The 20,157-nt window shown below is 72.0% G+C and carries 22 protein-coding genes; 15 read left to right on the top strand and 7 right to left on the bottom strand.

The window, feature by feature from the left end:
• The first annotated feature begins 82 nt into the window (after positions 1–82).
• On the top strand, positions 83–403 hold the full coding sequence (locus AB0M18_RS10030; RefSeq protein WP_365756355.1) for a hypothetical protein: 321 nt from the start codon (positions 83–85) through the stop codon (positions 401–403).
• An 86-nt stretch (positions 404–489) separates the two neighbouring features.
• Complete coding sequence (locus AB0M18_RS10025) at positions 490–1,569, top strand: amidohydrolase (RefSeq protein WP_365756354.1); 1,080 nt, start codon at positions 490–492, stop codon at positions 1,567–1,569.
• A 9-nt stretch (positions 1,570–1,578) separates the two neighbouring features.
• Here AB0M18_RS10025 and AB0M18_RS10020 read toward each other — a convergent pair whose 3' ends face one another.
• From AB0M18_RS10020 to AB0M18_RS10010, 3 genes are all read right to left on the bottom strand, one after another.
• Positions 1,579–2,547, bottom strand: a complete 969-nt coding sequence (locus AB0M18_RS10020; RefSeq protein WP_365756353.1) for a COX15/CtaA family protein — start codon at positions 2,545–2,547, stop codon at positions 1,579–1,581.
• Positions 2,548–2,634: 87 nt separating this feature from the next.
• Positions 2,635–3,420, bottom strand: coding sequence for an ABC transporter permease (locus AB0M18_RS10015; protein WP_365756352.1), 786 nt, complete (start codon positions 3,418–3,420; stop codon positions 2,635–2,637).
• Positions 3,417–4,352, bottom strand: coding sequence for an ABC transporter ATP-binding protein (locus tag AB0M18_RS10010; protein ID WP_365756351.1), 936 nt, complete (start codon positions 4,350–4,352; stop codon positions 3,417–3,419). Before AB0M18_RS10010 ends, AB0M18_RS10015 begins: the two co-directional genes overlap by 4 nt.
• A 57-nt stretch (positions 4,353–4,409) precedes the next feature.
• Between AB0M18_RS10010 and AB0M18_RS10005 the strand changes: the two genes are divergently transcribed.
• From AB0M18_RS10005 to AB0M18_RS09965, 9 genes are all read left to right on the top strand, one after another.
• Positions 4,410–5,186: a DUF72 domain-containing protein gene (locus AB0M18_RS10005; protein WP_365756350.1), complete on the top strand. Its 777-nt coding sequence runs from the start codon at positions 4,410–4,412 to the stop codon at positions 5,184–5,186.
• A gap of 103 nt (positions 5,187–5,289) precedes the next feature.
• Entirely contained in the window at positions 5,290–6,027 is a 738-nt protein-coding gene (locus tag AB0M18_RS10000) for a metalloregulator ArsR/SmtB family transcription factor (protein ID WP_365756349.1), read from the top strand.
• Positions 6,024–7,439, top strand: a complete 1,416-nt coding sequence (sufB, locus tag AB0M18_RS09995) for a Fe-S cluster assembly protein SufB (RefSeq protein WP_365756348.1) — start codon at positions 6,024–6,026, stop codon at positions 7,437–7,439. The genes AB0M18_RS10000 and sufB overlap by 4 nt, the downstream gene beginning before the upstream one ends.
• A gap of 82 nt (positions 7,440–7,521) precedes the next feature.
• Positions 7,522–8,700, top strand: coding sequence for a Fe-S cluster assembly protein SufD (sufD, locus tag AB0M18_RS09990; RefSeq protein WP_365756347.1), 1,179 nt, complete (start codon positions 7,522–7,524; stop codon positions 8,698–8,700).
• Positions 8,700–9,017, top strand: a complete 318-nt coding sequence (locus tag AB0M18_RS09985; protein WP_128984892.1) for a non-heme iron oxygenase ferredoxin subunit — start codon at positions 8,700–8,702, stop codon at positions 9,015–9,017. The genes sufD and AB0M18_RS09985 overlap by 1 nt, the downstream gene beginning before the upstream one ends.
• A gap of 7 nt (positions 9,018–9,024) precedes the next feature.
• Positions 9,025–9,789, top strand: coding sequence for a Fe-S cluster assembly ATPase SufC (gene sufC, locus AB0M18_RS09980; protein ID WP_365756346.1), 765 nt, complete (start codon positions 9,025–9,027; stop codon positions 9,787–9,789).
• The gene (locus tag AB0M18_RS09975; RefSeq protein WP_365756345.1) at positions 9,786–11,054 is read left to right on the top strand and encodes a cysteine desulfurase; all 1,269 of its coding nucleotides are present in this window, start codon (positions 9,786–9,788) and stop codon (positions 11,052–11,054) included. Before sufC ends, AB0M18_RS09975 begins: the two co-directional genes overlap by 4 nt.
• 9 nt (positions 11,055–11,063) lie before the next feature.
• Positions 11,064–11,528: a Fe-S cluster assembly sulfur transfer protein SufU gene (gene sufU, locus AB0M18_RS09970; protein WP_365756344.1), complete on the top strand. Its 465-nt coding sequence runs from the start codon at positions 11,064–11,066 to the stop codon at positions 11,526–11,528.
• Complete coding sequence (locus tag AB0M18_RS09965) at positions 11,525–11,881, top strand: metal-sulfur cluster assembly factor (RefSeq protein WP_265866084.1); 357 nt, start codon at positions 11,525–11,527, stop codon at positions 11,879–11,881. The genes sufU and AB0M18_RS09965 overlap by 4 nt, the downstream gene beginning before the upstream one ends.
• A 72-nt stretch (positions 11,882–11,953) precedes the next feature.
• Here the strand turns inward: AB0M18_RS09965 and AB0M18_RS09960 are convergent, their stop codons facing one another.
• Complete coding sequence (locus AB0M18_RS09960) at positions 11,954–13,027, bottom strand: oxidoreductase (RefSeq protein ID WP_365756343.1); 1,074 nt, start codon at positions 13,025–13,027, stop codon at positions 11,954–11,956.
• 62 nt (positions 13,028–13,089) lie between these two features.
• On the opposite strand from AB0M18_RS09960, the gene AB0M18_RS09955 reads away from it, so the two are divergent.
• The 3 genes from AB0M18_RS09955 to dapD are packed head-to-tail and all read left to right on the top strand — an operon-like array spanning position 13,090 to position 15,034.
• Positions 13,090–13,410, top strand: coding sequence for a multidrug efflux SMR transporter (locus tag AB0M18_RS09955; RefSeq protein ID WP_365756342.1), 321 nt, complete (start codon positions 13,090–13,092; stop codon positions 13,408–13,410).
• Entirely contained in the window at positions 13,410–14,006 is a 597-nt protein-coding gene (locus AB0M18_RS09950; protein WP_365756341.1) for a TetR family transcriptional regulator, read from the top strand. The genes AB0M18_RS09955 and AB0M18_RS09950 overlap by 1 nt, the downstream gene beginning before the upstream one ends.
• 44 nt (positions 14,007–14,050) lie before the next feature.
• Positions 14,051–15,034, top strand: coding sequence for a 2,3,4,5-tetrahydropyridine-2,6-dicarboxylate N-succinyltransferase (gene dapD, locus AB0M18_RS09945; protein ID WP_365756340.1), 984 nt, complete (start codon positions 14,051–14,053; stop codon positions 15,032–15,034).
• 69 nt (positions 15,035–15,103) lie between these two features.
• Here dapD and AB0M18_RS09940 read toward each other — a convergent pair whose 3' ends face one another.
• On the bottom strand, positions 15,104–15,550 hold the full coding sequence (locus AB0M18_RS09940) for a GNAT family N-acetyltransferase (RefSeq protein WP_365756576.1): 447 nt from the start codon (positions 15,548–15,550) through the stop codon (positions 15,104–15,106).
• Between the two features lie 37 nt (positions 15,551–15,587).
• Positions 15,588–17,435 carry an endonuclease/exonuclease/phosphatase family protein gene (locus AB0M18_RS09935; RefSeq protein ID WP_365756339.1) on the bottom strand — a complete coding sequence of 616 codons (1,848 nt, stop codon included), beginning with the start codon at positions 17,433–17,435 and terminating at the stop codon, positions 15,588–15,590.
• Between the two features lie 283 nt (positions 17,436–17,718).
• Here AB0M18_RS09935 and AB0M18_RS09930 point away from each other — a divergent pair, with 283 nt between their 5' ends.
• Entirely contained in the window at positions 17,719–19,194 is a 1,476-nt protein-coding gene (locus tag AB0M18_RS09930; protein WP_365756338.1) for a hypothetical protein, read from the top strand.
• 131 nt (positions 19,195–19,325) lie between these two features.
• Here the strand turns inward: AB0M18_RS09930 and AB0M18_RS09925 are convergent, their stop codons facing one another.
• Positions 19,326–20,096 (bottom strand): SDR family oxidoreductase, encoded by a 771-nt coding sequence (locus AB0M18_RS09925; protein ID WP_365756337.1) that lies wholly within the window; start codon positions 20,094–20,096, stop codon positions 19,326–19,328.
• Positions 20,097–20,157: the final 61 nt, after the last annotated feature.

Here is a 20,157-nt window from a genome sequence, read left to right as displayed (position 1 = left end):
CCGGTCGACGGCCGGGGCGCGTGGCCCACGCCACGTGCCCCGGCCGTCGCCACGTGATCTACCCCCGAGTAGCATCCTTGACATGGCAGACACGAAGCAGGCGGAGCGCAGGGCGGCCAAGCTGGCCAAGGAGATCAAGGCGTTCGCCGGTCAGCACGGCGGGGCCGAGGGCAAGCTCGCCCACATCGGACAGGCGGGCACCCGGATCGTCCTCGTCGGCGAGGACGGCGGCTGGGGCGACCTGGTCGCGCCCACCTACGCGATCGCGGAGAAGGCCGCCGAGCAGGCCGGCCTGACCCTCCACGAGGAGTTCGACGGCGAGTTCGCCGCCAAGGTCGTCACCGGCCCGTACGAGTGGACCCGCATGGCCGGCATCCAGGTCGGCGGCCCGTCCAACAGCTGAGGCGACTGCCGGCTGAGGCGACAACCTCGCGCGGGGCTCACCCGTTAGGAGGGGTGCAAGCCCGTCCACACGTGGGAGCCCCCCGAATGATCGACACACCGCGCCTGGTCGACCAGTACTGCCACGGGGTGCTCCGTACGGAGCTCGGCCTCGGCACCTTCGAGAGCCACCTCGCACCGGCCGGCGCCCCAGCCGCGGCGGGCACCACCTTCTTCGACACGCAGACCGGCTTCGCCGTACGCCGCTGGTGCCCGCCGCTGCTCGGCCTCGAACCGCACTGCCCGCCGGCCCGCTATCTCGCCCGGCGGCGCGAACTCGGCGTCCTGGAGACCGGCCGGCGGCTGCTCAGGGCCTCCGGGATCACCACCTACCTCGTCGACACCGGGCCGCACGGCGACCTCACCGGCCCCGCCGAACTGGCCGCCGCCGGCGACGCCACCGCCCACGAGATCGTCCGGCTCGAACCGCTCGCCCAGCAGGTCGCCGACACCTCCGGCACCGTCGACGCCTTCCTGGCCAACCTCGCCGACGCCGTCCACGGGGCCGCCGCGGGCGCCGTCGCCTTCTCCTCGGCGGCAGGGGTACGGGGCGGGCTCGCCGCCGTCCCCGAGCCGCCCGGACCGGGCGAGGTGCGCGGCGCGGCCGGCCGCTGGCTGGCCCGGCGCCCGGCCGGCGGGGCGGTGGACGACCCGGTGCTGCAGCGCCATCTGCTCTGGGTGGCCGTCGGTGCGGGGCGTCCGCTGCAACTGCACGTGGGGGACCGGGACCCGGGCACCCTGGCCGGATTCGCCGCCGCCACCGGCGGCCTCGGCACGGACCTGGTGCTGCTGCACTCCTACCCGCACCACCGTCAGGCGGCCCGCCTCGCCGCCCACTTCCCGCACGTCCACGCCGACCTCGGCCCGGTGGTCGCCCGTACGGGCGCGCGGGCCGCGGCCGTGCTCGCCGAGTTCCTGGAGCTGGCCCCGTTCGGCAAGCTCCTCTTCTCCAGCGGCGCCCGCGCCCTGCCCGAGCTGCACGTGGTGGCCGCCGGGGTGTTCCGCGGGGCGCTCGCCCGGGTGCTCGGCGAGTGGGTCGGCGACGGCGCCTGGTCCCGTACCGACGCGCGGCGGGTGGCGGGGATGCTCGCCGAGGGGAACGCGCGGCGGGTGTACCGGCTGGCCTGACGGCCCGACTCAGGCGTTCGCAGGTACGGCGTCGGCCTGGGCCGGGATCTCGGCCGGCGTCCCGGGGCGCTCGCGCATGCTCAGGGCGAGCCGCAGCACCGCGATCCACATCAGGCACGAGCCCAGCATGTGAAGGGCCACCAGAAGCTCGGGGACGCCGGTGAAGTACTGGGCGTAGCCGATCGCGCCCTGGGCGAGCAGCACGATCAGCAGGTCGCGGGCGCGGGCCCGGGTGTCGTCCGGGGCGTCGACCACGCGGAGCACCAGCCACATCGCCACGGCGAGCGCGCACAGCGCCCAGGCGGCGATCGCGTGCACATGGGCGGCGTTGGTCCAGTCCCACGGCATGCGCGGCACGTCGCTGCTGTCACCGGCGTGCTTGCCGGCGCCGGTCACCGTCGTGCCGAGCGCGATGAGCACCGCGGAGACCGCGACGATCGCCCAGGACAGCTTGCGCACCGGGCGCGGCACGCGCGGCCTAGGGGTGGAGTCGCCCTCGCCGGCGCGGTGCCAGGTGATCACGGCGACCGTCAGGAGCGAGTTCGCGGCCAGGAAGTGGCCGGCCACCGTCCACGGGTTGAGGCCCATCCACACGGTGATGCCGCCGATGACGGCGTTGCTCATCACGATCCAGAACTGGGCCCAGCCGAGCCGGGTCAGCGGGCGGCGGCGGGGCTTGGCGGACCGCGCGGCGACGATCGCCCAGCCGACGGCCGCCGACAGGACGTACGTCAGCATGCGGTTGCCGAACTCCACGAAGCCGTGGAAGCCCTGCTCGGCCGTGACGATCAGGCTGTCGTCCGTGCACTTCGGCCAGGTGTCGCAGCCGAGGCCGGAGCCGGTCAGCCGGACCGCGCCGCCGGTGACGATGATGACCACGCTCATCACGACGGCGGAGAGCGCGGCGCGCCGGACCATCCGGGGGGACGGGGTCCAGCGCTGGGCGATGAAGGCGAGGGGGGTCTGCACGGGCCCCATCGTAGGACGGGGCTTGTGCACGCTTTCACGAGGGGGGTACGAGAGGGTGGTTACGGGGCCGAGTCGCCCCGAAACGTCACCGCGTCGCTACTCCCAGCGGAAGAACCGGGCCGCCGCGCCGAGCCCGAGGAACGCCCACACGGCCAGGATCAGCGCGTCGCCCCAGGGCATTCCGGCGCCGTGCTGCAGGACGTCCCGCAGGCCGTCGGAGAGCGCCGAGATCGGCAGGAACGCGAGCACGTCGCCCGCCGCGCCGAACTTCTCCAGGGGCACCATCACGCCGCCGCCGACGAGCAGCAGCAGGAAGACCAGGTTCGCGGCGGCCAGGGTGGCCTCCGCCTTCAGGGTGCCGGCCATCAGCAGCCCGAGCCCGGAGAAGGCGGCGGTGCCGAGGACGAGCAGCACGAGCACCGAGAGCGGGTTGCCGTGCGGCGACCAGCCGAGGGCGAGGGCGATCGCGGTCAGGAGCGCCACCTGGAGCACCTCGGTGACCAGGACGGAGAGCGTCTTGGCGGTCATCAGGGCCCAGCGCGGCAGCGGCGAGGCGGCCAGCCGCTTGAGCACCCCGTAACGCCGCTCGAAGCCGGTGGCGATGGCCTGCCCGGTGAAGGCGGTGGACATCACGGCGAGCGCGAGGACGCCGGGGGCGAGGAAGTCGACGGCCTCGCCCCTGCCCGTGTCCACGATGTCCACCGTCGAGAACAGCACCAGGAGGAGCGAGGGGATGATCACCGTGAGGAGCAGCTGCTCGCCGTTGCGCAGCAGCATCCGGGCCTCCAGCGCGGTCTGCGCGATGATCATCCGCCCGACGGGCGCGGCCCCGGGCTTCGGCGCGTACGTACCCGTACCCGTGCCTGTGGTGGCCGTGCTCATGCGCGCAGCTCCTTGCCGGTCAGTTCCAGGAAGACGTCTTCGAGGGTGTGACGCTCGACCGAGATCCGGTCCGGCATCACGCCGTGCTGGGCGCACCAGGTGGTGACCGTGGCGAGCAGCTGGGGGTCGACCGTGCCGGTGAGGCGGTAGGTGCCCGGGGTGGGCTCGGCGGCCTGGGTGCCGTCGGGGAGGGCCTTGAGGAGCGAGCCGAGGTCGAGGCCGGGGCGGCCGGTGAAGCGGAGGCTGTTCTCGGCGCCGCCGCGGCACAGCTCCTCGGGGCTGCCCTGGGCGACGACGCGGCCTGCGTCGACGATGGCGACGTCGTCGGCGAGTTCCTCGGCCTCGTTCATGAAGTGGGTGGTGAGCACGGTGCTCACGCCGTCGGCGCGCAGTTCGCGGATCAGGTCCCAGGTGGCGCGGCGGGCCTGCGGGTCGAGGCCGGCGGTGGGCTCGTCGAGGAAGACGAGCTCGGGGCGCCCGACGACGGCCATGGCGAGGGAGAGCCGCTGCTGCTGGCCGCCGGAGAGGCGCCGGTAGGTGGTACGGCCGCAGGAGCCGAGGCCGAGGCGCTCGATCAGCGCGTCCACGTCCAGCGGGTGGGCGTGCAGCTTCGCCATGTGGCGGAGCATCTCGTCGGCGCGGGCGCCGGAGTAGACGCCGCCGGACTGGAGCATGACGCCGATCCGGGGGCGCAGGGCGGCGGCGTCGGCGACCGGGTCGAGGCCGAGCACCCGCACGGTGCCGGCGTCCGGTCTGCGGTAGCCCTCGCAGGTCTCGACGGTGGTGGTCTTGCCGGCGCCGTTGGGGCCGAGGACGGCGGTGACGGTGCCGGCCCGGACGTCCAGGTCGAGGCCGTCGACGGCGGTCTTCGTCCCGTACCGCTTGACCAGGCCCCGGACCCGGACGGCGGACTCGACGGACTCGTTTCGCATGCCGGGAAGTCTAAGGACCCGCCGGTGGGTCCGGTCCCGGCGGGGTACGGGCCGGGTATGACGGTGTTCGTCGGAACCTCGGGCTGGCAGTACCGGGACTGGCGGGGCGTGCTCTACCCGGAGGGCGTGCCGCAGCGGCTCTGGCTGGAGGAGTACGCGCGGAACTTCGCGGCCGTGGAGAACAACAACGCCTTCTACCGGCTGCCGGAGCGGTCGGTCTTCGCCGACTGGCGGGAGCGGACGCCCGAGGGTTTCGTCATGGCGGTCAAGGCGAGCCGCTATCTCACGCACATCAAGCGGCTGAAGGCTCCGGCCGAGCCGGTGGCGCGGCTGATGGACCGGGCGGCGGGGCTCGGGGACCGGCTGGGGCCCGTACTGCTCCAGCTGCCGCCGAACCTGCGGGCGGATCCGGGGCTGCTCGACGCGGCGCTCGCCCGGTTCCCGGCGGGGACGCGGGTGGCGGTGGAGCCGCGGCATCCGGCGTGGTGGACGGACGAGGTGGCCGGGATCCTTGCCGGGCACGGTGCCGCGCTGTGCTGGGCGGACCGGGGTTCCCGGCCGGTGGCGCCGCTGTGGCGGACGGCGGACTGGGGCTATCTGCGGCTGCACGAGGGCCGGGCGCGGCCCTTCCCCTCGTACGGCGGGAAGGCGCTGCTGAGCTGGGCGGAGCGGATCGCGGAGGGCTGGCCGGACGACCGGGCCGATGTCTTCGTCTTCTTCAACAACGACACGGGCGGTGCCGCTGTCCGCAACGCGCGGTCCTTCGTCCGCCTCGTGGCGTCGGTGGGCCTGGAAACCGCTGGTCACGGGGGTCGTGATTCGTCCTACGAATGATCGTTTCCGCAGGTCAGGTAAGCCTTACCTGCGTGACGTACGGCACCGCCGCCCGCCCGGACCTCGCTTGTCAGTCCCCGATTAATTACGCAACAATGGCGTTGTGAAAAACGTCGGTGAGGCTCCTGCGGAGGAACTCGCGACCGGTGAGCGTTCCACGCGCAACCGGGTCGCGCGCTCCATCCTGGACCACGGTCCCTCGACCGTCGCCGATCTCGCCGAGCGGCTCGGCCTCACCCAGGCCGCCGTCCGCCGCCACCTCGACTCCCTGGTGGGCGACAACGTCGTGGAGGCGCGCGAGAAGCGGGTCTACGGAGCCCGCACCCGCGGCCGGCCCGCGAAGGTGTTCGCCCTCACCGACTGCGGCCGGGACGCCTTCGACCAGTCGTACGACAAGCTCGCCGTCGAGGCCCTGCGCTGGATCGAGCGCAACGCCGGCGGGGAGGCGGCCGTCGCCGCCTTCGCCCGTGACCGGATCGAGGCCCAGGCCGAGCCGTACCGCGCCGCCGTCGAGTCCGCCGGCCCCCAGCAGCGCACCGAGGCCCTGGCCAGGGCCCTGACGGCCGACGGGTACGCTGCCACGGCACGCAACGCGCCGGTCGGCGAGCAGCTCTGCCAGCACCACTGCCCGGTCGCCCACGTCGCCGAGCAGTACCCCCAGCTGTGCGAGGCGGAGACGGAGATCTTCTCCCGCCTCCTCGGGACCCACGTCCAACGCCTGGCCACCATCGCGCATGGTGACGGCGTCTGCACGACGTTCATCCCGCACATCGCGCACGGCACCCCACAGACCACCGAATCCACAGCATCCGCAAGCACGGCCGGGAGGAACCCCGCATGACCACCGAGATCAGCCACCCCGAGCTCGAGGGCCTGGGTCGGTACGAGTACGGCTGGGCCGACTCGGACGCGGCCGGTGCCGCCGCTCAGCGCGGTCTCTCCGAGGACGTCGTCCGCGACATCTCGGCGAAGAAGAACGAGCCCGAGTGGATGCTGAAGCTGCGGCTGAAGGGTCTGCGGCTGTTCGACAAGAAGCCCATGCCGACCTGGGGCTCCGACCTGTCGGGCATCGACTTCGACAACATCAAGTACTTCGTGCGGTCCACCGAGAAGCAGGCCGAGTCCTGGGAGGACCTGCCGGAGGACATCAAGAACACGTACGACAAGCTCGGCATCCCGGAGGCGGAGAAGCAGCGCCTCGTCGCCGGTGTCGCCGCCCAGTACGAGTCCGAGGTCGTCTACCACCAGATCCGCGAGGACCTGGAGGAGCAGGGCGTCGTCTTCGTCGACACCGACACGGCCCTGAAGGAGCACGAGGAGCTCTTCAAGGAGTACTTCGGCACCGTCATCCCGGTCGGCGACAACAAGTTCGCCTCCCTGAACACCGCCGTGTGGTCCGGCGGATCGTTCATCTACGTGCCGAAGGGCGTGCACGTCGAGATCCCGCTCCAGGCCTACTTCCGCATCAACACGGAGAACATGGGCCAGTTCGAGCGGACGCTGATCATCGTCGACGAGGACGCCTACGTCCACTACGTCGAGGGCTGCACCGCCCCGATCTACTCCTCGGACTCGCTGCACAGCGCCGTGGTCGAGATCATCGTCAAGAAGGGCGGCCGCTGCCGCTACACGACCATCCAGAACTGGTCGAACAACGTCTACAACCTGGTGACCAAGCGCGCCGTCGCCTACGAGGGCGCCACCATGGAGTGGGTCGACGGCAACATCGGCTCCAAGGTCACCATGAAGTACCCGGCCGTCTACCTGATGGGCGAGCACGCCAAGGGCGAGACCCTGTCCATCGCCTTCGCGGGCGAGGGCCAGCACCAGGACGCCGGCGCCAAGATGGTCCACATGGCCCCGAACACCTCGTCGAGCATCGTCTCGAAGTCGGTGGCCCGCGGCGGCGGCCGCACCTCCTACCGCGGTCTGATCGAGATCGGCGAGGGCGCCCCCGGCGCCAAGTCCAACGTCCTCTGCGACGCCCTGCTCGTCGACACGATCTCCCGCTCGGACACGTACCCCTACGTGGACGTCCGCGAGGACGACGTCACCATGGGCCACGAGGCGACCGTCTCCAAGGTCTCCGAGGACCAGCTCTTCTACCTGATGCAGCGCGGCCTGACCGAGCAGGAGGCCATGGCGATGATCGTGCGCGGCTTCGTCGAGCCGATCGCCAAGGAGCTGCCGATGGAGTACGCGCTGGAGCTGAACCGGCTGATCGAGCTGCAGATGGAGGGTGCGGTCGGCTGACGCCGCAAGGCCCCCGCCCCACCCCGCCCCGTACGCAGCGACCGATTTCTTTGTGATGCAGGAAGAGAGCAAGACGACAGCCATGGCTGAGGCTCAGAACATCCCCGCGGGCTCCACCACCGCGGGCTCGATCGCGGTGGCCGCCGAGTCCACCGTCGCCACGCGCATGAGCGCCCCGCCGTCCTTCGACGTCGCGGACTTCCCGATCCCGCACGGCCGCGAGGAGGAGTGGCGCTTCACCCCGCTGGAGCGCCTGCGCGGTCTGCACGACGGCACCGCCGTCGCGACCGGCGAGGGTGTCCGCGTCGAGATCGAGGCGCCCGAGGGCGTCACCGTGGAGACCGTCGGCCGCGACGACGCCCGCCTCGGCAAGGCCAAGCCGGTCGACCGGGTCGCCGCCCAGGCGTACTCCGCCTTCGAGAAGGCCGCCGTCGTCAGCGTCCCCAAGGAGGCCGTGCTCACCGAGCCGATCCGGATCTCCGTGCACGGCCAGGGCGGCGTCGCCTTCGGCCACCAGGTGATCGAGCTCGGCGCCTTCGCCGAGGCCCTGGTCGTCCTCGACCACACCGGCGACGCGGTGCTCGCCGCCAACGTCGACTACGTGCTCGGCGACGGCGCCAAGCTCACCGTGGTCTCCGTCCAGGACTGGGACGAGAAGGCCGTCCACGTCGCCCAGCACAACGCGCTGGTCGGCCGCGACGCCTCCTTCAAGTCGGTCGTCGTCACCTTCGGCGGCGACCTGGTGCGCATCCACCCGCGCGTGGAGTACGCCGGCCCCGGCGGCGAGGCCGAGCTGCTCGGCCTCTACTTCACCGACGCCGGCCAGCACCAGGAGCACCGCCTCCTGGTCACCCACAACACCCCGCACTGCAAGTCCAACGTGGCCTACAAGGGCGCGCTGCAGGGCCAGGACGCGCACGCCGTGTGGATCGGTGACGTCCTCATCGAGGCCAGGGCCGAGGGCACCGACACCTACGAGCTCAACCGGAACCTCGTCCTCACCGACGGCGCCCGGGTCGACTCCGTGCCGAACCTGGAGATCGAGACCGGCGAGATCGCCGGCGCCGGCCACGCCTCCGCCACCGGCCGCTTCGACGACGAGCAGCTCTTCTACCTGATGGCCCGCGGCATCCCGGAGACCGAGGCCCGCCGCCTGGTCGTCCGCGGCTTCTTCGCCGAGCTGGTCCAGCAGATCGGTCTGCCGGACGTCGAGGAGCGCCTGATCGCCAAGATCGAGGCCGAGCTGGAGGCTTCCGTCTGATGGCCTTCGTCCGCGCGTGTGCGCTGAGCGAGCTGGAGGAGGACACCCCGAAGCGGGTGGAACTCGACGGCACGCCGGTGTCCCTCGTCCGCACCGAGGGCGAGGTGTTCGCGATCCACGACATCTGCTCGCACGCGAACGTCTCCCTCTCCGAGGGCGAGGTCGAGGACTGCCAGATCGAGTGCTGGCTGCACGGCTCCGCGTTCGACCTGCGCACCGGCAAGCCGTCCGGCCTTCCCGCGACGCGCCCCGTCCCCGTATACCCCGTAAAGATCGAAGGGGACGATGTGCTCGTCTCCGTCACCCAGGAGTCCTGAGTCACCCATGGCAACGCTTGAAATCCACGACCTGCACGTCTCCGTCGAGGCCGAGAACGGTCCGCGCGAGATCCTCAAGGGTGTCGACCTGACCATCAAGCAGGGCGAGACCCACGCCGTCATGGGCCCGAACGGCTCCGGCAAGTCGACCCTGGCGTACTCCCTGGCCGGCCACCCGAAGTACACGATCACCGGCGGCACCGTCACCCTCGACGGCGAGGACGTCCTGGAGATGTCGGTCGACGAGCGCGCCCGCGCCGGTGTCTTCCTGGCCATGCAGTACCCGGTCGAGGTCCCCGGCGTCTCGGTCTCCAACTTCCTGCGCACCTCCGCCACCGCCGTCCGCGGCGAGGCGCCGAAGCTGCGCCTGTGGGTGAAGGAGGTCAAGGAGGCCATGGAGAAGCTCCAGATGGACCCCGCCTTCGCCGAGCGCAACGTCAACGAGGGCTTCTCCGGCGGTGAGAAGAAGCGCCACGAGATCCTCCAGCTGGAGCTGCTCAAGCCCAGGATCGCCATCCTCGACGAGACCGACTCCGGCCTCGACGTCGACGCCCTGCGCATCGTCTCCGAGGGTGTCAACCGCGTCCGCGAGACCGGCGAGGTCGGCACCCTGCTGATCACGCACTACACGCGGATCCTCCGCTACATCAAGCCCGATTTCGTGCACGTCTTCGCGAACGGCCGCATCGTCGAGTCCGGCGGTGCCGAGCTCGCCGACCAGCTGGAGAACGAGGGCTACGACAAGTACGTGAAGGGTGGCGCATCCGCGTGACTTCCGCCCATCAGGGGCTGACCGGCCTCCTCGACACCGAGGCGATCCGCAAGGACTTCCCGCTCCTGGACCGCACGGTCCACGACGGCAAGAAGATCGTCTACCTGGACTCCGCGGCGACCTCGCAGAAGCCGCGCCAGGTGCTCGACGCGCTCAACGCCTACTACGAGCGGCACAACGCGAACGTCCACCGCGGCGTGTACACGGTCGCCGAGGAGGCCACCGCGCTGTACGAGGGCGCCCGCGACAAGGTCGCCGCCTTCATCAACGCGCCGAGCCGCGACGAGGTGATCTTCACCAAGAACGCCTCGGAGTCGCTCAACCTCGTGGCCAACATGCTGGGCTGGGCCGACGAGCCCTACCGCGTGGACCACGAGACCGAGATCGCCATCACGGAGATGGAGCACCACTCCAACATCGTGCCGTGGCAGCTGCTCGCGCAGCGCACCGGCGCGAAGCTGAAGTGGTTCGGCCTCACCGACGACGGCCGTCTCGACCTCTCGAACATCGAGGAGGTCATCACCGAGAAGACCAAGATCGTCTCCTTCACCCTGGTGTCGAACCTGCTCGGCACGGTCAACCCGGTCGAGACGATCATCCGCCGGGCCCAGGAGGTCGGTGCGCTGGTCTGCATCGACGCCTCCCAGGCCGCCCCGCACATGGTGCTCGACGTGCAGGCGCTGCAGGCCGACTTCGTGGCCTTCACCGGCCACAAGATGTGCGGCCCGACCGGCATCGGCGTGCTGTGGGGACGCCAGGAGCTCCTGGAGGACCTGCCGCCGTTCCTCGGTGGCGGCGAGATGATCGAGACCGTCTCGATGCACTCCTCCACCTACGCGCCGGCCCCGCACAAGTTCGAGGCGGGTACGCCCCCGATCGCCCAGGCCGTCGGCCTCGGCGCGGCCGTGGACTACCTGTCGGCGATCGGCATGGAGAACATCCAGCGCCACGAGCACGCGATCACCGAGTACGCCGTCCGCCGCCTCCAGGAGGTGCCGGACCTGCGGATCATCGGCCCGACCACGGCCGAGGACCGCGGCGCGGCGATCTCCTTCGTGCTCGGTGACATCCACCCGCACGACGTGGGCCAGGTCCTCGACGAGGAGGGCATCGCGGTCCGGGTCGGCCACCACTGCGCGCGGCCGGTCTGCCTGCGGTACGGAATTCCCGCGACCACGCGAGCGTCGTTCTATCTGTACTCCACTCCGGCCGAGGTCGACGCCCTGGTCGCGGGCCTGGAGCACGTCCGTAACTTCTTCGGATAGGGCTGACCTGTGAAGCTGGATTCGATGTACCAGGACGTCATCCTGGACCACTACAAGCACCCGCACGGCCGGGGCTTGCGGGACGGCGACGCCGAGGTGCACCACGTCAACCCGACGTGCGGCGACGAGATCACGCTCCGCGTGAAGTACGCCGGTGAGCGCATCGAGGACGTGTCGTACGAGGGCCAGGGCTGCTCCATCAGCCAGGCCTCCGCCTCCGTCCTCAACGAGCTGCTCGTCGGCAAGGACCTGGCCGAGGCGCAGAAGATCCAGGGCACCTTCCTGGAGCTGATGCAGTCCAAGGGCCAGATCGAGCCCGACGACGCGATGGAGGAGATCCTGGAGGACGCGGTCGCGTTCGCCGGTGTCTCGAAGTACCCGGCCCGGGTGAAGTGCGCGCTGCTCAGCTGGATGGCGTGGAAGGACGCGACGGCCCAGGCGCTGGGCTCCGACGCGGAGAGGAAGTCGGCATGACCGAGAACGCGACCGAGACCGAGACCGCCGAGGCCACGATCAAGCCGGCCTCCGAAGAGGAGATCCGCGAGGCGCTGTACGACGTCGTCGACCCCGAGCTGGGCATCGACGTCGTCAACCTCGGCCTGATCTACGGCATCCACATCGACGACTCCAATGTCGCGACGCTGGACATGACCCTGACGTCGGCGGCCTGTCCGCTGACCGACGTGATCGAGGACCAGGCGAAGGCCGCCACCGACGGCATCGTCAACGAGCTGAAGATCAACTGGGTCTGGATGCCGCCGTGGGGCCCGGACAAGATCACCGACGACGGCCGCGAGCAGCTGCGCGCGCTCGGTTTCAACGTCTGAGGCGGCACCGCACGTGGCAAGGGCCGCACCCCGCCGGGGTGCGGCCCTTCGCGTTGCCCGGAGATCCGCCGCTCAGCCGACCTGAGCCTGCTGGGCCAGCAGCGGGCCCAGGTTCTCCTTGCGGATGCGCTGGTCGACGTAGACCAGGCCCATGACCAGGGGCTGGAAGGGGGCGATGAGCGCCTGGGTGATCACTCCCGCGACCGAGAGGATCGCCAGCACGCCGCCGAGGGCGGACAGCACCTCGCCCGGGGTGACGTCCTCGCCCGGCGTGAACGTCAGCATCGGGAGACCGGCCACGGTCTGGATCACCTGCTGGATCGCGAAGCTGACCATGCCGGCGAGCAGGCCGGCGGCGATCATGCAGCCGAAGGTCCGCCACCAGGAGCCCTTGACGAGAGCGGAGGAGCGGCGCAGCGAGGCCACGGCGCCCTGCTGCTCGATGACGGCCACCGTCGGGGCCAGGCTGAACCTGATCTGCAGCCACAGGGCGAACGGCACGGTCGCCAGCATGCCCAGGATGACCAGCCCGCCGACGACGGCCAGCCCCTGCCCGTTGTCGAGGGTGTTGTCCTCACTGGCCGCGACGGCCGCGAAGATCGCCGCCACCAGGAAGCCGAGGCCGACCACGGCGAGCAGCATCGGCACCATGACGGCGAGCATGCTGAGGAAGACCGAGCCGATCACCGCCCCGAGCCGCGACCAGGCGCGCCGCCAGGCCTCGCCGAAGCCGATCGGGCGGCCGACGACGGCCTCCTGGAGCACGGCCGGGACCGCCGCGTAGACCAGACCGCCGAGGAGGATGAAGCCGGCCATGGCAACGAGCCAGACGCAGCCGAAAGCGATGATCAGCGGCTGGACGTCGGCGAGGTCCGGGGCCTGGTCGGAGGGCAGGTCGCCCAGCCGTCGCACGTCGTCCCCGACGGCCGCCCACGCGGCCAGGAGCGCCACGCCGACCAGCACGGACGCGGCCGTGTAGGCGGCCAGGGCCACGCCGAGGAGCGGCTTCCAGTAGCGGCCGTAGGTGCTGAAGGCGCCGGTGAGGATCTCGCTGAAGCCGAGCGGCGCCAGGGGTATGACGCCCGGCTTCGGCGGGGGAGGCGGAGGTGGGTAGCCGTATCCGTACGGCCCCGAGGGGTATGTCATGCGCACACCGTATCGGGCGTCGGTGTGTACGGGCGTACACACCGATGCGTACACTCGTACACATGGGATACGGACTGCTCGCGGGGGCCATAGCGGCCGAGATCGCCGCCACCACCTCCATGAAGTACAGCGAGGGCTTCACCCGCCTCGGCCCCTCGCTCGTCACCGGCGCCGGCTACCTCCTCGCCTTCGCGCTGCTCGCCCGCGCCCTCAAGACCCTGGAGGTCGGCACCGCCTACGCGATCTGGTCCGGCGTCGGCACCGCCGCCGTCGCCGCCATCGGCGCCCTCTTCCTCGGTGAGTCCATGAACCTCGCCAAGATCGCCGGCCTCGTCCTGATCATCGCCGGGGTGGCCGTGCTCAACCTGGGCGGAGCCCACTGATGGCGCGCCCCCGGCGCCACGACCCCGAGCGGCGGGACCGGATCGTCGACGCCGCCCTGCGGGTCGTCGGCCGGGCCGGGATCGCCGGACTGAGCCATCGCACGGTGGCCGCCGAGGCCGATGTGCCGCTCGGCTCCACCACGTACCACTTCGCCTCCCTCGACGAACTCCTCGTCGCGGCCCTGCGCCGGGTCAACGCCACCTTCGGAGCGCGGCTGCGGCAGGGTCCCGAGGTCCAGGCGCCCGACCTGGCCGCCGGTCTCGCCGCGCTCATGGGGGAGTGGCTCGCCGCCGAACGCACCGGCGTGGAGCTGGAGTACGAGCTCTACCTCGCCGCCCTGCGCCGGCCCGCCCTGCGCCCGGTCGCCGCCGAGTGGGCCGACGAGGTCGTCGCCGCCCTCGCCCCGCGCACCGGACCCGGCACCGCCCGCGCCCTGGTCGCCCTCATGGACGGCATCAGCCTCCAGACACTGCTGACGGGCGCTCCGTACGACGAGGGGTACGCGCGCGAGATGCTCGCCAGGATCCTGAACGAAGACCCGAAAGGGCGGGCCGGGACCTCGTCGGATCCGCCCATGGACGCGACCGGCACCTGAGACCGGTTGGCCCGCGCCCGGGCCCGACCGTTAGGTTTTCCGTCATGACCTCTGCTCCTCGCTCCACCGGCGCCGTCGCCGCCGGCCTCGCCACCATCGCCGGCGACGGCACCGTTCTCGACACCTGGTTCCCCGCCCCCGAGCTGACCGACGCCCCCGGCCCGGCCGGCACCGAGCGCCTCGACGCCGACGCCGCCGTCAACGCCCTCGGCGAGGGCGCCGCCAAGGCCCTCGGCGTGGACGCCCGCCGCGGTGTCGAGGTGGTCGCCGTGCGCACCGTCATCGCCTCGCTCGACGACAAGCCGCTCGACGCCCACGACGCCTATCTGCGCCTGCACCTGCTGAGCCACCGCCTCGTGAAGCCGCACGGCCAGAGCCTGGACGGCGTCTTCGGCCTGCTCGCCAACGTCGCCTGGACCTCGCTCGGTCCGGTCGCCGTCGACGACGTCGAGAAGGTGCGGCTCAACGCCCGCGCCGAGGGGCTGCACCTCCAGGTCACCTCGATCGACAAGTTCCCGCGCATGACCGACTACGTCGTCCCCGCCGGCGTCCGCATCGCCGACGCCGACCGGGTCCGCCTCGGCGCCCACCTCGCCGCCGGCACCACCGTCATGCACGAGGGCTTCGTCAACTTCAACGCCGGCACCCTCGGCACCTCCATGGTCGAGGGCCGCATCTCCGCCGGCGTCGTCGTCGGCGACGGCTCCGACATCGGCGGCGGCGCCTCCACCATGGGCACCCTGTCCGGCGGCGGCAACGTGATCATCTCCATCGGCGAGCGCTGCCTCATCGGCGCCGAGGCGGGCGTCGGCATCGCCCTCGGCGACGAGTGCGTCGTCGAGGCCGGCCTGTACGTCACCGCCGGCACCCGGGTCACCATGCCCGACGGCGAGATCGTCAAGGCCCGCGACCTCTCCGGCGCCGACAACATCCTCTTCCGCCGCAACTCGGTCACCGGCGCCGTCGAGGCCCGCCCGAACAACGCGGTCTGGGGCGGCCTGAACGAGATCCTGCACAGCCACAACTGATCCCGGCTGATGCTGTGAGACGGCCCGTCGCCCTGGTGGTTCACCGCTCGGGGCTGCGGGCCGTCGGTCTCACAGCGCGAGCTTGAAGCCGTCGTGGCTGCGGGCGAAGCCCAGCGAGACGTAGAAACGATGGGCGTCGCTCCGGGACTTGTGGCTGGTCAGCTGGACGAGCCCACAGCCGCGGGCCCGGGCCCGGTCGACCGCGCCGTCCATCAGCGCCCGGCCGAGACCGCCGCCGCGCCGGTCGGCCCGGATCCGGACCGCCTCGATCAGGGCGCGCTCGGCGCCGCCCTTGCCGAGGCCGGGGATGTAGGTGGCCTGGAGGCAGCCGAGGACGGTGTCGTCGGTGTCCACGAGGACCAGCAGCTCGTTGCGCGCGTCGGCCTCGATGTCCGCGAACGCCCGCTCGTGGGCGGGGGTCACGGTCACCGAGGCCGGGTCGGTCACCCGCTCCTCGTCGGCGAGGAGCGCGAGGACGGCGGGCAGCTCGGCACGGGTGGCGGGACGCAGGACGATCACGGCCGCAGTCTCGCACACCCGTGCGCGGGGATGATCACGGACGGAAGCGCAGCACCTGCGGGTCGTGGTCGCTGTTCTGGTCGGCGAACTCCGCGTTGATGTGCACGCTGTCGTACTCGAAGTGGTGCACCCCGGGGCTGGTCAGGATCTGGTCGAGAACCTGGCTGTTGCCCTGGTAGACGTACGAGTAGCGCTCGCTCGCCGGCAGGGACTTGACGGCCGGGAACAGCGCGCCGTCCGCGGTCAGCGCCTGCGTGGCGCCGGAGAACTCGAAGTCGTTGATGTCGCCGAGGACCAGCACGTCGGCCTGCTTGTCGACCGCGAGGACGTCCTTCACGAAGGCGTTGACGGCCTGGGCCTGGAGCAGCCGCCTGGTCTCGGAGGAACGCTTCGGCGGCTGGTGGTGCGAGACGATCGACTCGTCGCCGCCCTTGGAGCCGAAGTGGTTGGCGACCACGATGACCGTCCGGCCGCGGAAGCGGAACTCGCCCGCGAGCGGCTTGCGGCTGTCCTGCCACGCGGCGTTCGACGGGTCGATGCGGCCGGGGGAGACGGTCAGGTGCGCGTCGCCCTTGGTGCCGGTGACCGCGGTCGCGGTGGTCGCGTCGCCGCCCGGGCGGTCCACGAAGGAGACCCGCGCGGGGTTGAAGAGGAAGACCTGACGGATATTGCCGCCGGGCTCGCCGCCGTCCTTGAGGTTCTCCGGGTCGATCGAGCGCCACTCGTACGCCGGGCCGCCGGCCGCGACGATCGCCGCGGTGAACTTCTTGAGCGTCTCGCCGGCCGTCACCGTGCCGTCGTTCTTGGCGCCGTTGTCGTCCTGGATCTCCTCCAGGGCGACGATGTCGGGCGAGGCCAGGTTCTCCACGACCGCCTTGGCGAGCGCGTCGAACTTCGTCTGCGGGTCGGACGGGTCGAGGTTTTCCACGTTGTACGTGGCGACCGCCAGCTCGTTCTTGTGCTGGCGGTCGGTCACCTCCCGCTCCAGACCCAGGTCCACCGCACGGCCGAGCGAGTTGGCGACCAGGGTGTAGCCCCCGTACTGGTTGAAGTCCAGCGGGCCCTCGGTGGTGCCGGCCAGCCAGTCGCCGACGTTCAGCTTCGGGAAGGGCTGCTGCGCGACCGGGGCGAGCTGCTGGATCTGCAGCCGGCCGGTGTTCTGGGACTCGTACGAGCCGTAGACCGTGCCGCCGCGGACGTTGTCGTTCTCGAACGGCTTCACCGTCACCCACAGCTCGTTGTACGGGTCGGTGGCGCCGACCACGCGCGAGGAGCCGATCCGGACGTTGGTGCCCTCCAGGGACTCGTAGTAGTCCAGGGCGTACGTCTCCGGGGCCAGGGTGAGGCCGTTGATCGAGCCGCCGGCCGCCGGGTCGCCCTCGGGGGCGTACGCGTCCGGGACGGAACCGGCCCAGACGGTGACCGGGGCCGGGACCCGGTTGCCCTTGGACAGGACGGTGACCACCGGCTTGGAGATCTGGGTCAGCGACTGGTTGCCCGAGTTCAGACCGCCCGGGACGTACTCGGTGACCGAGCCGTCGACGCTCACCGCGTCGCCGACGGCCACGGTCGGCACCGAGCTGGTGAAGACGAAGATCCCCTCGCTGGTGGCCGGGTCGGCGTCGGCCTGCGGGTCCTGCATCCAGAAGCCGCGCGAGCCGAAGGTGCGCACGCCGGTGACGATGCCGGTCACGCCGGTGACCGGCTTGCCGGCCAGCGGCGAGACACGGGTGGTGCCCTGGATGTCGTGGATCCGGACGGGGGCCGCGTCGGCGGCGGTCGCGTCCTCGGCCATCGCGGCCGAGCCGCCGAGCAGACCGGCGGCGAGGGCGGCGGAGACGACGGCGGCGACGGCGGCCGATCTCGGTATGGAGGAAGACATCAAGGTGCTCCGTGAGGGTTTGGACGAACGGTCGAACGATCTACGCGCGTCAATTTCCTTGGAGAGCCGTTGTCTTGTCAAGGGTCGACGGGTGTACGAAGGCTGACGCCCGCATGAACCGCCGGACCGCCCCCGGAATGCGTCTACGCTGAAGGCCGCACCGAAGGCCGCCCGAAGCACCGGCACACCGCACGGGACGCGCGCACCGCACGGGACGCACGCACCGCGCGCGACGTGGCCACCGCACGTACCCGCCGACACCCCGTCGAGGAGAACACCCCAGATGGCACCCGACCGCCCGACCCTTCCCCCCGTTCGGCTGCGCGCGGACGCGGAACTCGCGCGGGACGCCCTGGCCGCCCCCCTGCTCACCCGCGCCGTCCGGCTCGCCCGCTGGGCCGGCCCGGACACCCGGGTCGGCGCGGGCGGCGAACTCGTCGACGAGCAACTGCCCGCCGCGGCCGAGGTGCTCGGCCTGGCCGACGACGAGGACGGCGAGGCGTACGCGAGCGAGGCGTGGCGGGTCGCGGTCGACACCGGTCTGGTGGAGGTCGAGGACCCGGCCGAGGAGCCGGAGGACGGCGCCTCCGGTGCCGACGAGGAGACCGGGACCGCCCGGCCCGGCGCGAACCTGGCGCTGCTCACCGGCGGATCGCCCCACGACGTCCTGTCGATCTGGCTCGACGGTCTGGAGACCGTCTTCGCCGACGCCACCGCGCCGTACGTGGACGACCTGGAGGCGCTGGTCGGCGAGGACGGCACCATCGACTTCGAGGCGCTCGACTGGGACCCCGAGGGCGAGGCGGACTTCCTGGAGGGTGTCCTCGGCAACCTCTATCTGCTGACCGTCAGCGCGGGCGGCCCGGGCGAGGGTCCGGTGCCGCTGCCCGCGCTCGCCGCGTCGATGGTCGTCCCCGACGACATGGGGGAGCCGACCGACGACGTCCTGGAGCAGGTCTCCGACGCGATGATGCGGCTCGACGAGCAGTTCCGGATCCTGGAGCCGATCGGACTCGTCGCGTACGAGCCGGTCGACGAGGCGCTGATGGTGGAGGCGGGGGCCGAGGGCTCCGCGTCGGACGTGCCGTTCGACGAGGAGGACGTCAGCCGCTACGGCATGGTCCGGCTCACCCCGCTCGGCCTGTACGGGGTGCGCGCCCGCATGCTGGAGGCCGGGCTCGTGGTGCCCGCGGTCGGCGAACTCGCCGACAAGGGCGCGGAGGTCCTCCTCGACGGCATCGCCCACTACCCGGAGGAGGCGGCCCGCGCCGAGACCACCGGCTGGCTGGCCGGCCGCGAGGCCCCGTCCGCCGCGCGCGAACTCCTCGACGCGGCCCGCGGCACCGACCCCGGCGCCCCGCTCCGCCGCCTCCACGCCCAGCAGGCCCTCGCCCTCGTCGGCCCCGAGGCGGAGCCGGCCGTCCGCGACGTCCTCGACGACCGCGAACTCGGCGGCCTCGCCCGCGTCTGGCTCGCCGAACGCGGCGCCGCCGACATCCCGGCCCCGCCGGAGACGATGATCTTCTGGCTCGCCGTCGACACGATCGCCGCCCACCTCGACGCGGACGGCGACCCCGAGGAGCTCCAGGACCTCATCGAGGGCCTCACCGCCGGCCACGGCGGCTTCTTCGAAGCGGCCTGGCGCGTCGACCACCCGGCCACCGCCGACGTCCTGGAGGCGATGGGCCGCCTCCACCGCGACAAGCCTTCGGCGAAGGAGGCCCGGAAGGCGGCCTTCAAGGCGAGGTCGCGGGCCTGAGGTCCCGCCCGGGCCTGAGGTCCCGCCCGGGCCTGAGGCCCCGCCCCGGGCGCCGTTCCGTTCGCGGGCCGCGCCCGGCTGGGGCGGTCCCACCCACACGGGGGTGGGCGAGGGCTCCCGCGCCGTACCCCTCACGTCCTCAGGTGCGACGCCCCGTTCAGGTCCAGGATCGTGCCCGAGGCCCACTCCGCCTCCGGCGACGCCAGCCACAGCACCGCCGACGCGATCTCCTCCGGGGTGGCCACGCGGCCGAAGGGGCTCTGGGCCAGGATGGCCGCGCCCTCCGGGCCGGACAGGCGGGGGGCCACACGCTCCGTGGTGAAGAAGCCGGGGGCGACGGACGCCACGGCGATGCCGTGGGGCGCCAGGGCGACCGCGAGGGACTGGCCGAGGGCGTGGACGGCGGCCTTCGTGGCGCCGTAGGCCGGGTGGTCCGGTTCGCCGCGGAAGGCGCCGCGGGAGCCGATGTTGACGATGCGGCCGGGGGTGCCCGCGGCGATCATGCGGCGGGCGGCGAGCTGGCTCACGTACGCCGTGCCGAGCAGGTTCACGGAGACGTGCCGCTGCCAGAGCTCCACCCACTCCTCGTACGGCGTCGTCGCCGGCGGGTGCGGCAGGTTGACGGCCGCGTTGTTGACCAGGACGTCGAGCCGGCCGCCGAGGCCCTCCGCCGCGCCGGAGACGACGGCCTCCGCGGCGGCCGGATCGGCGAGGTCGCCGGAGACCAGGACGTGACCGGTGCCGTCGAGGGACTCCAGGGTCGCGCGGGCCTCGTCCGCACGGGAGCCGTAGTGGACGGCCACCCGGTCGCCGTTCGCGGCGAAGGCGCGCGCCACCGCGCGGCCCAGGCCGCGCGAGGCACCGGTGACGAGGACGCGGCGTCCGGAGGCAGGCAGGTTCATAAGGGGTCGCCTTTCTGTTCAAGTGCCGTTTATACGGGGGCGCGAGCGTGTGCCGCGACAC

This window comes from Streptomyces sp. NPDC051909 (assembly GCF_040681095.1).
In the GTDB taxonomy this organism is placed as follows: Bacteria; Actinomycetota; Actinomycetes; order Streptomycetales; family Streptomycetaceae; genus Streptomyces.
Note: the sequence above shows the minus strand (reverse complement) of the source record. Positions and strands in the feature narration are given on the sequence as shown.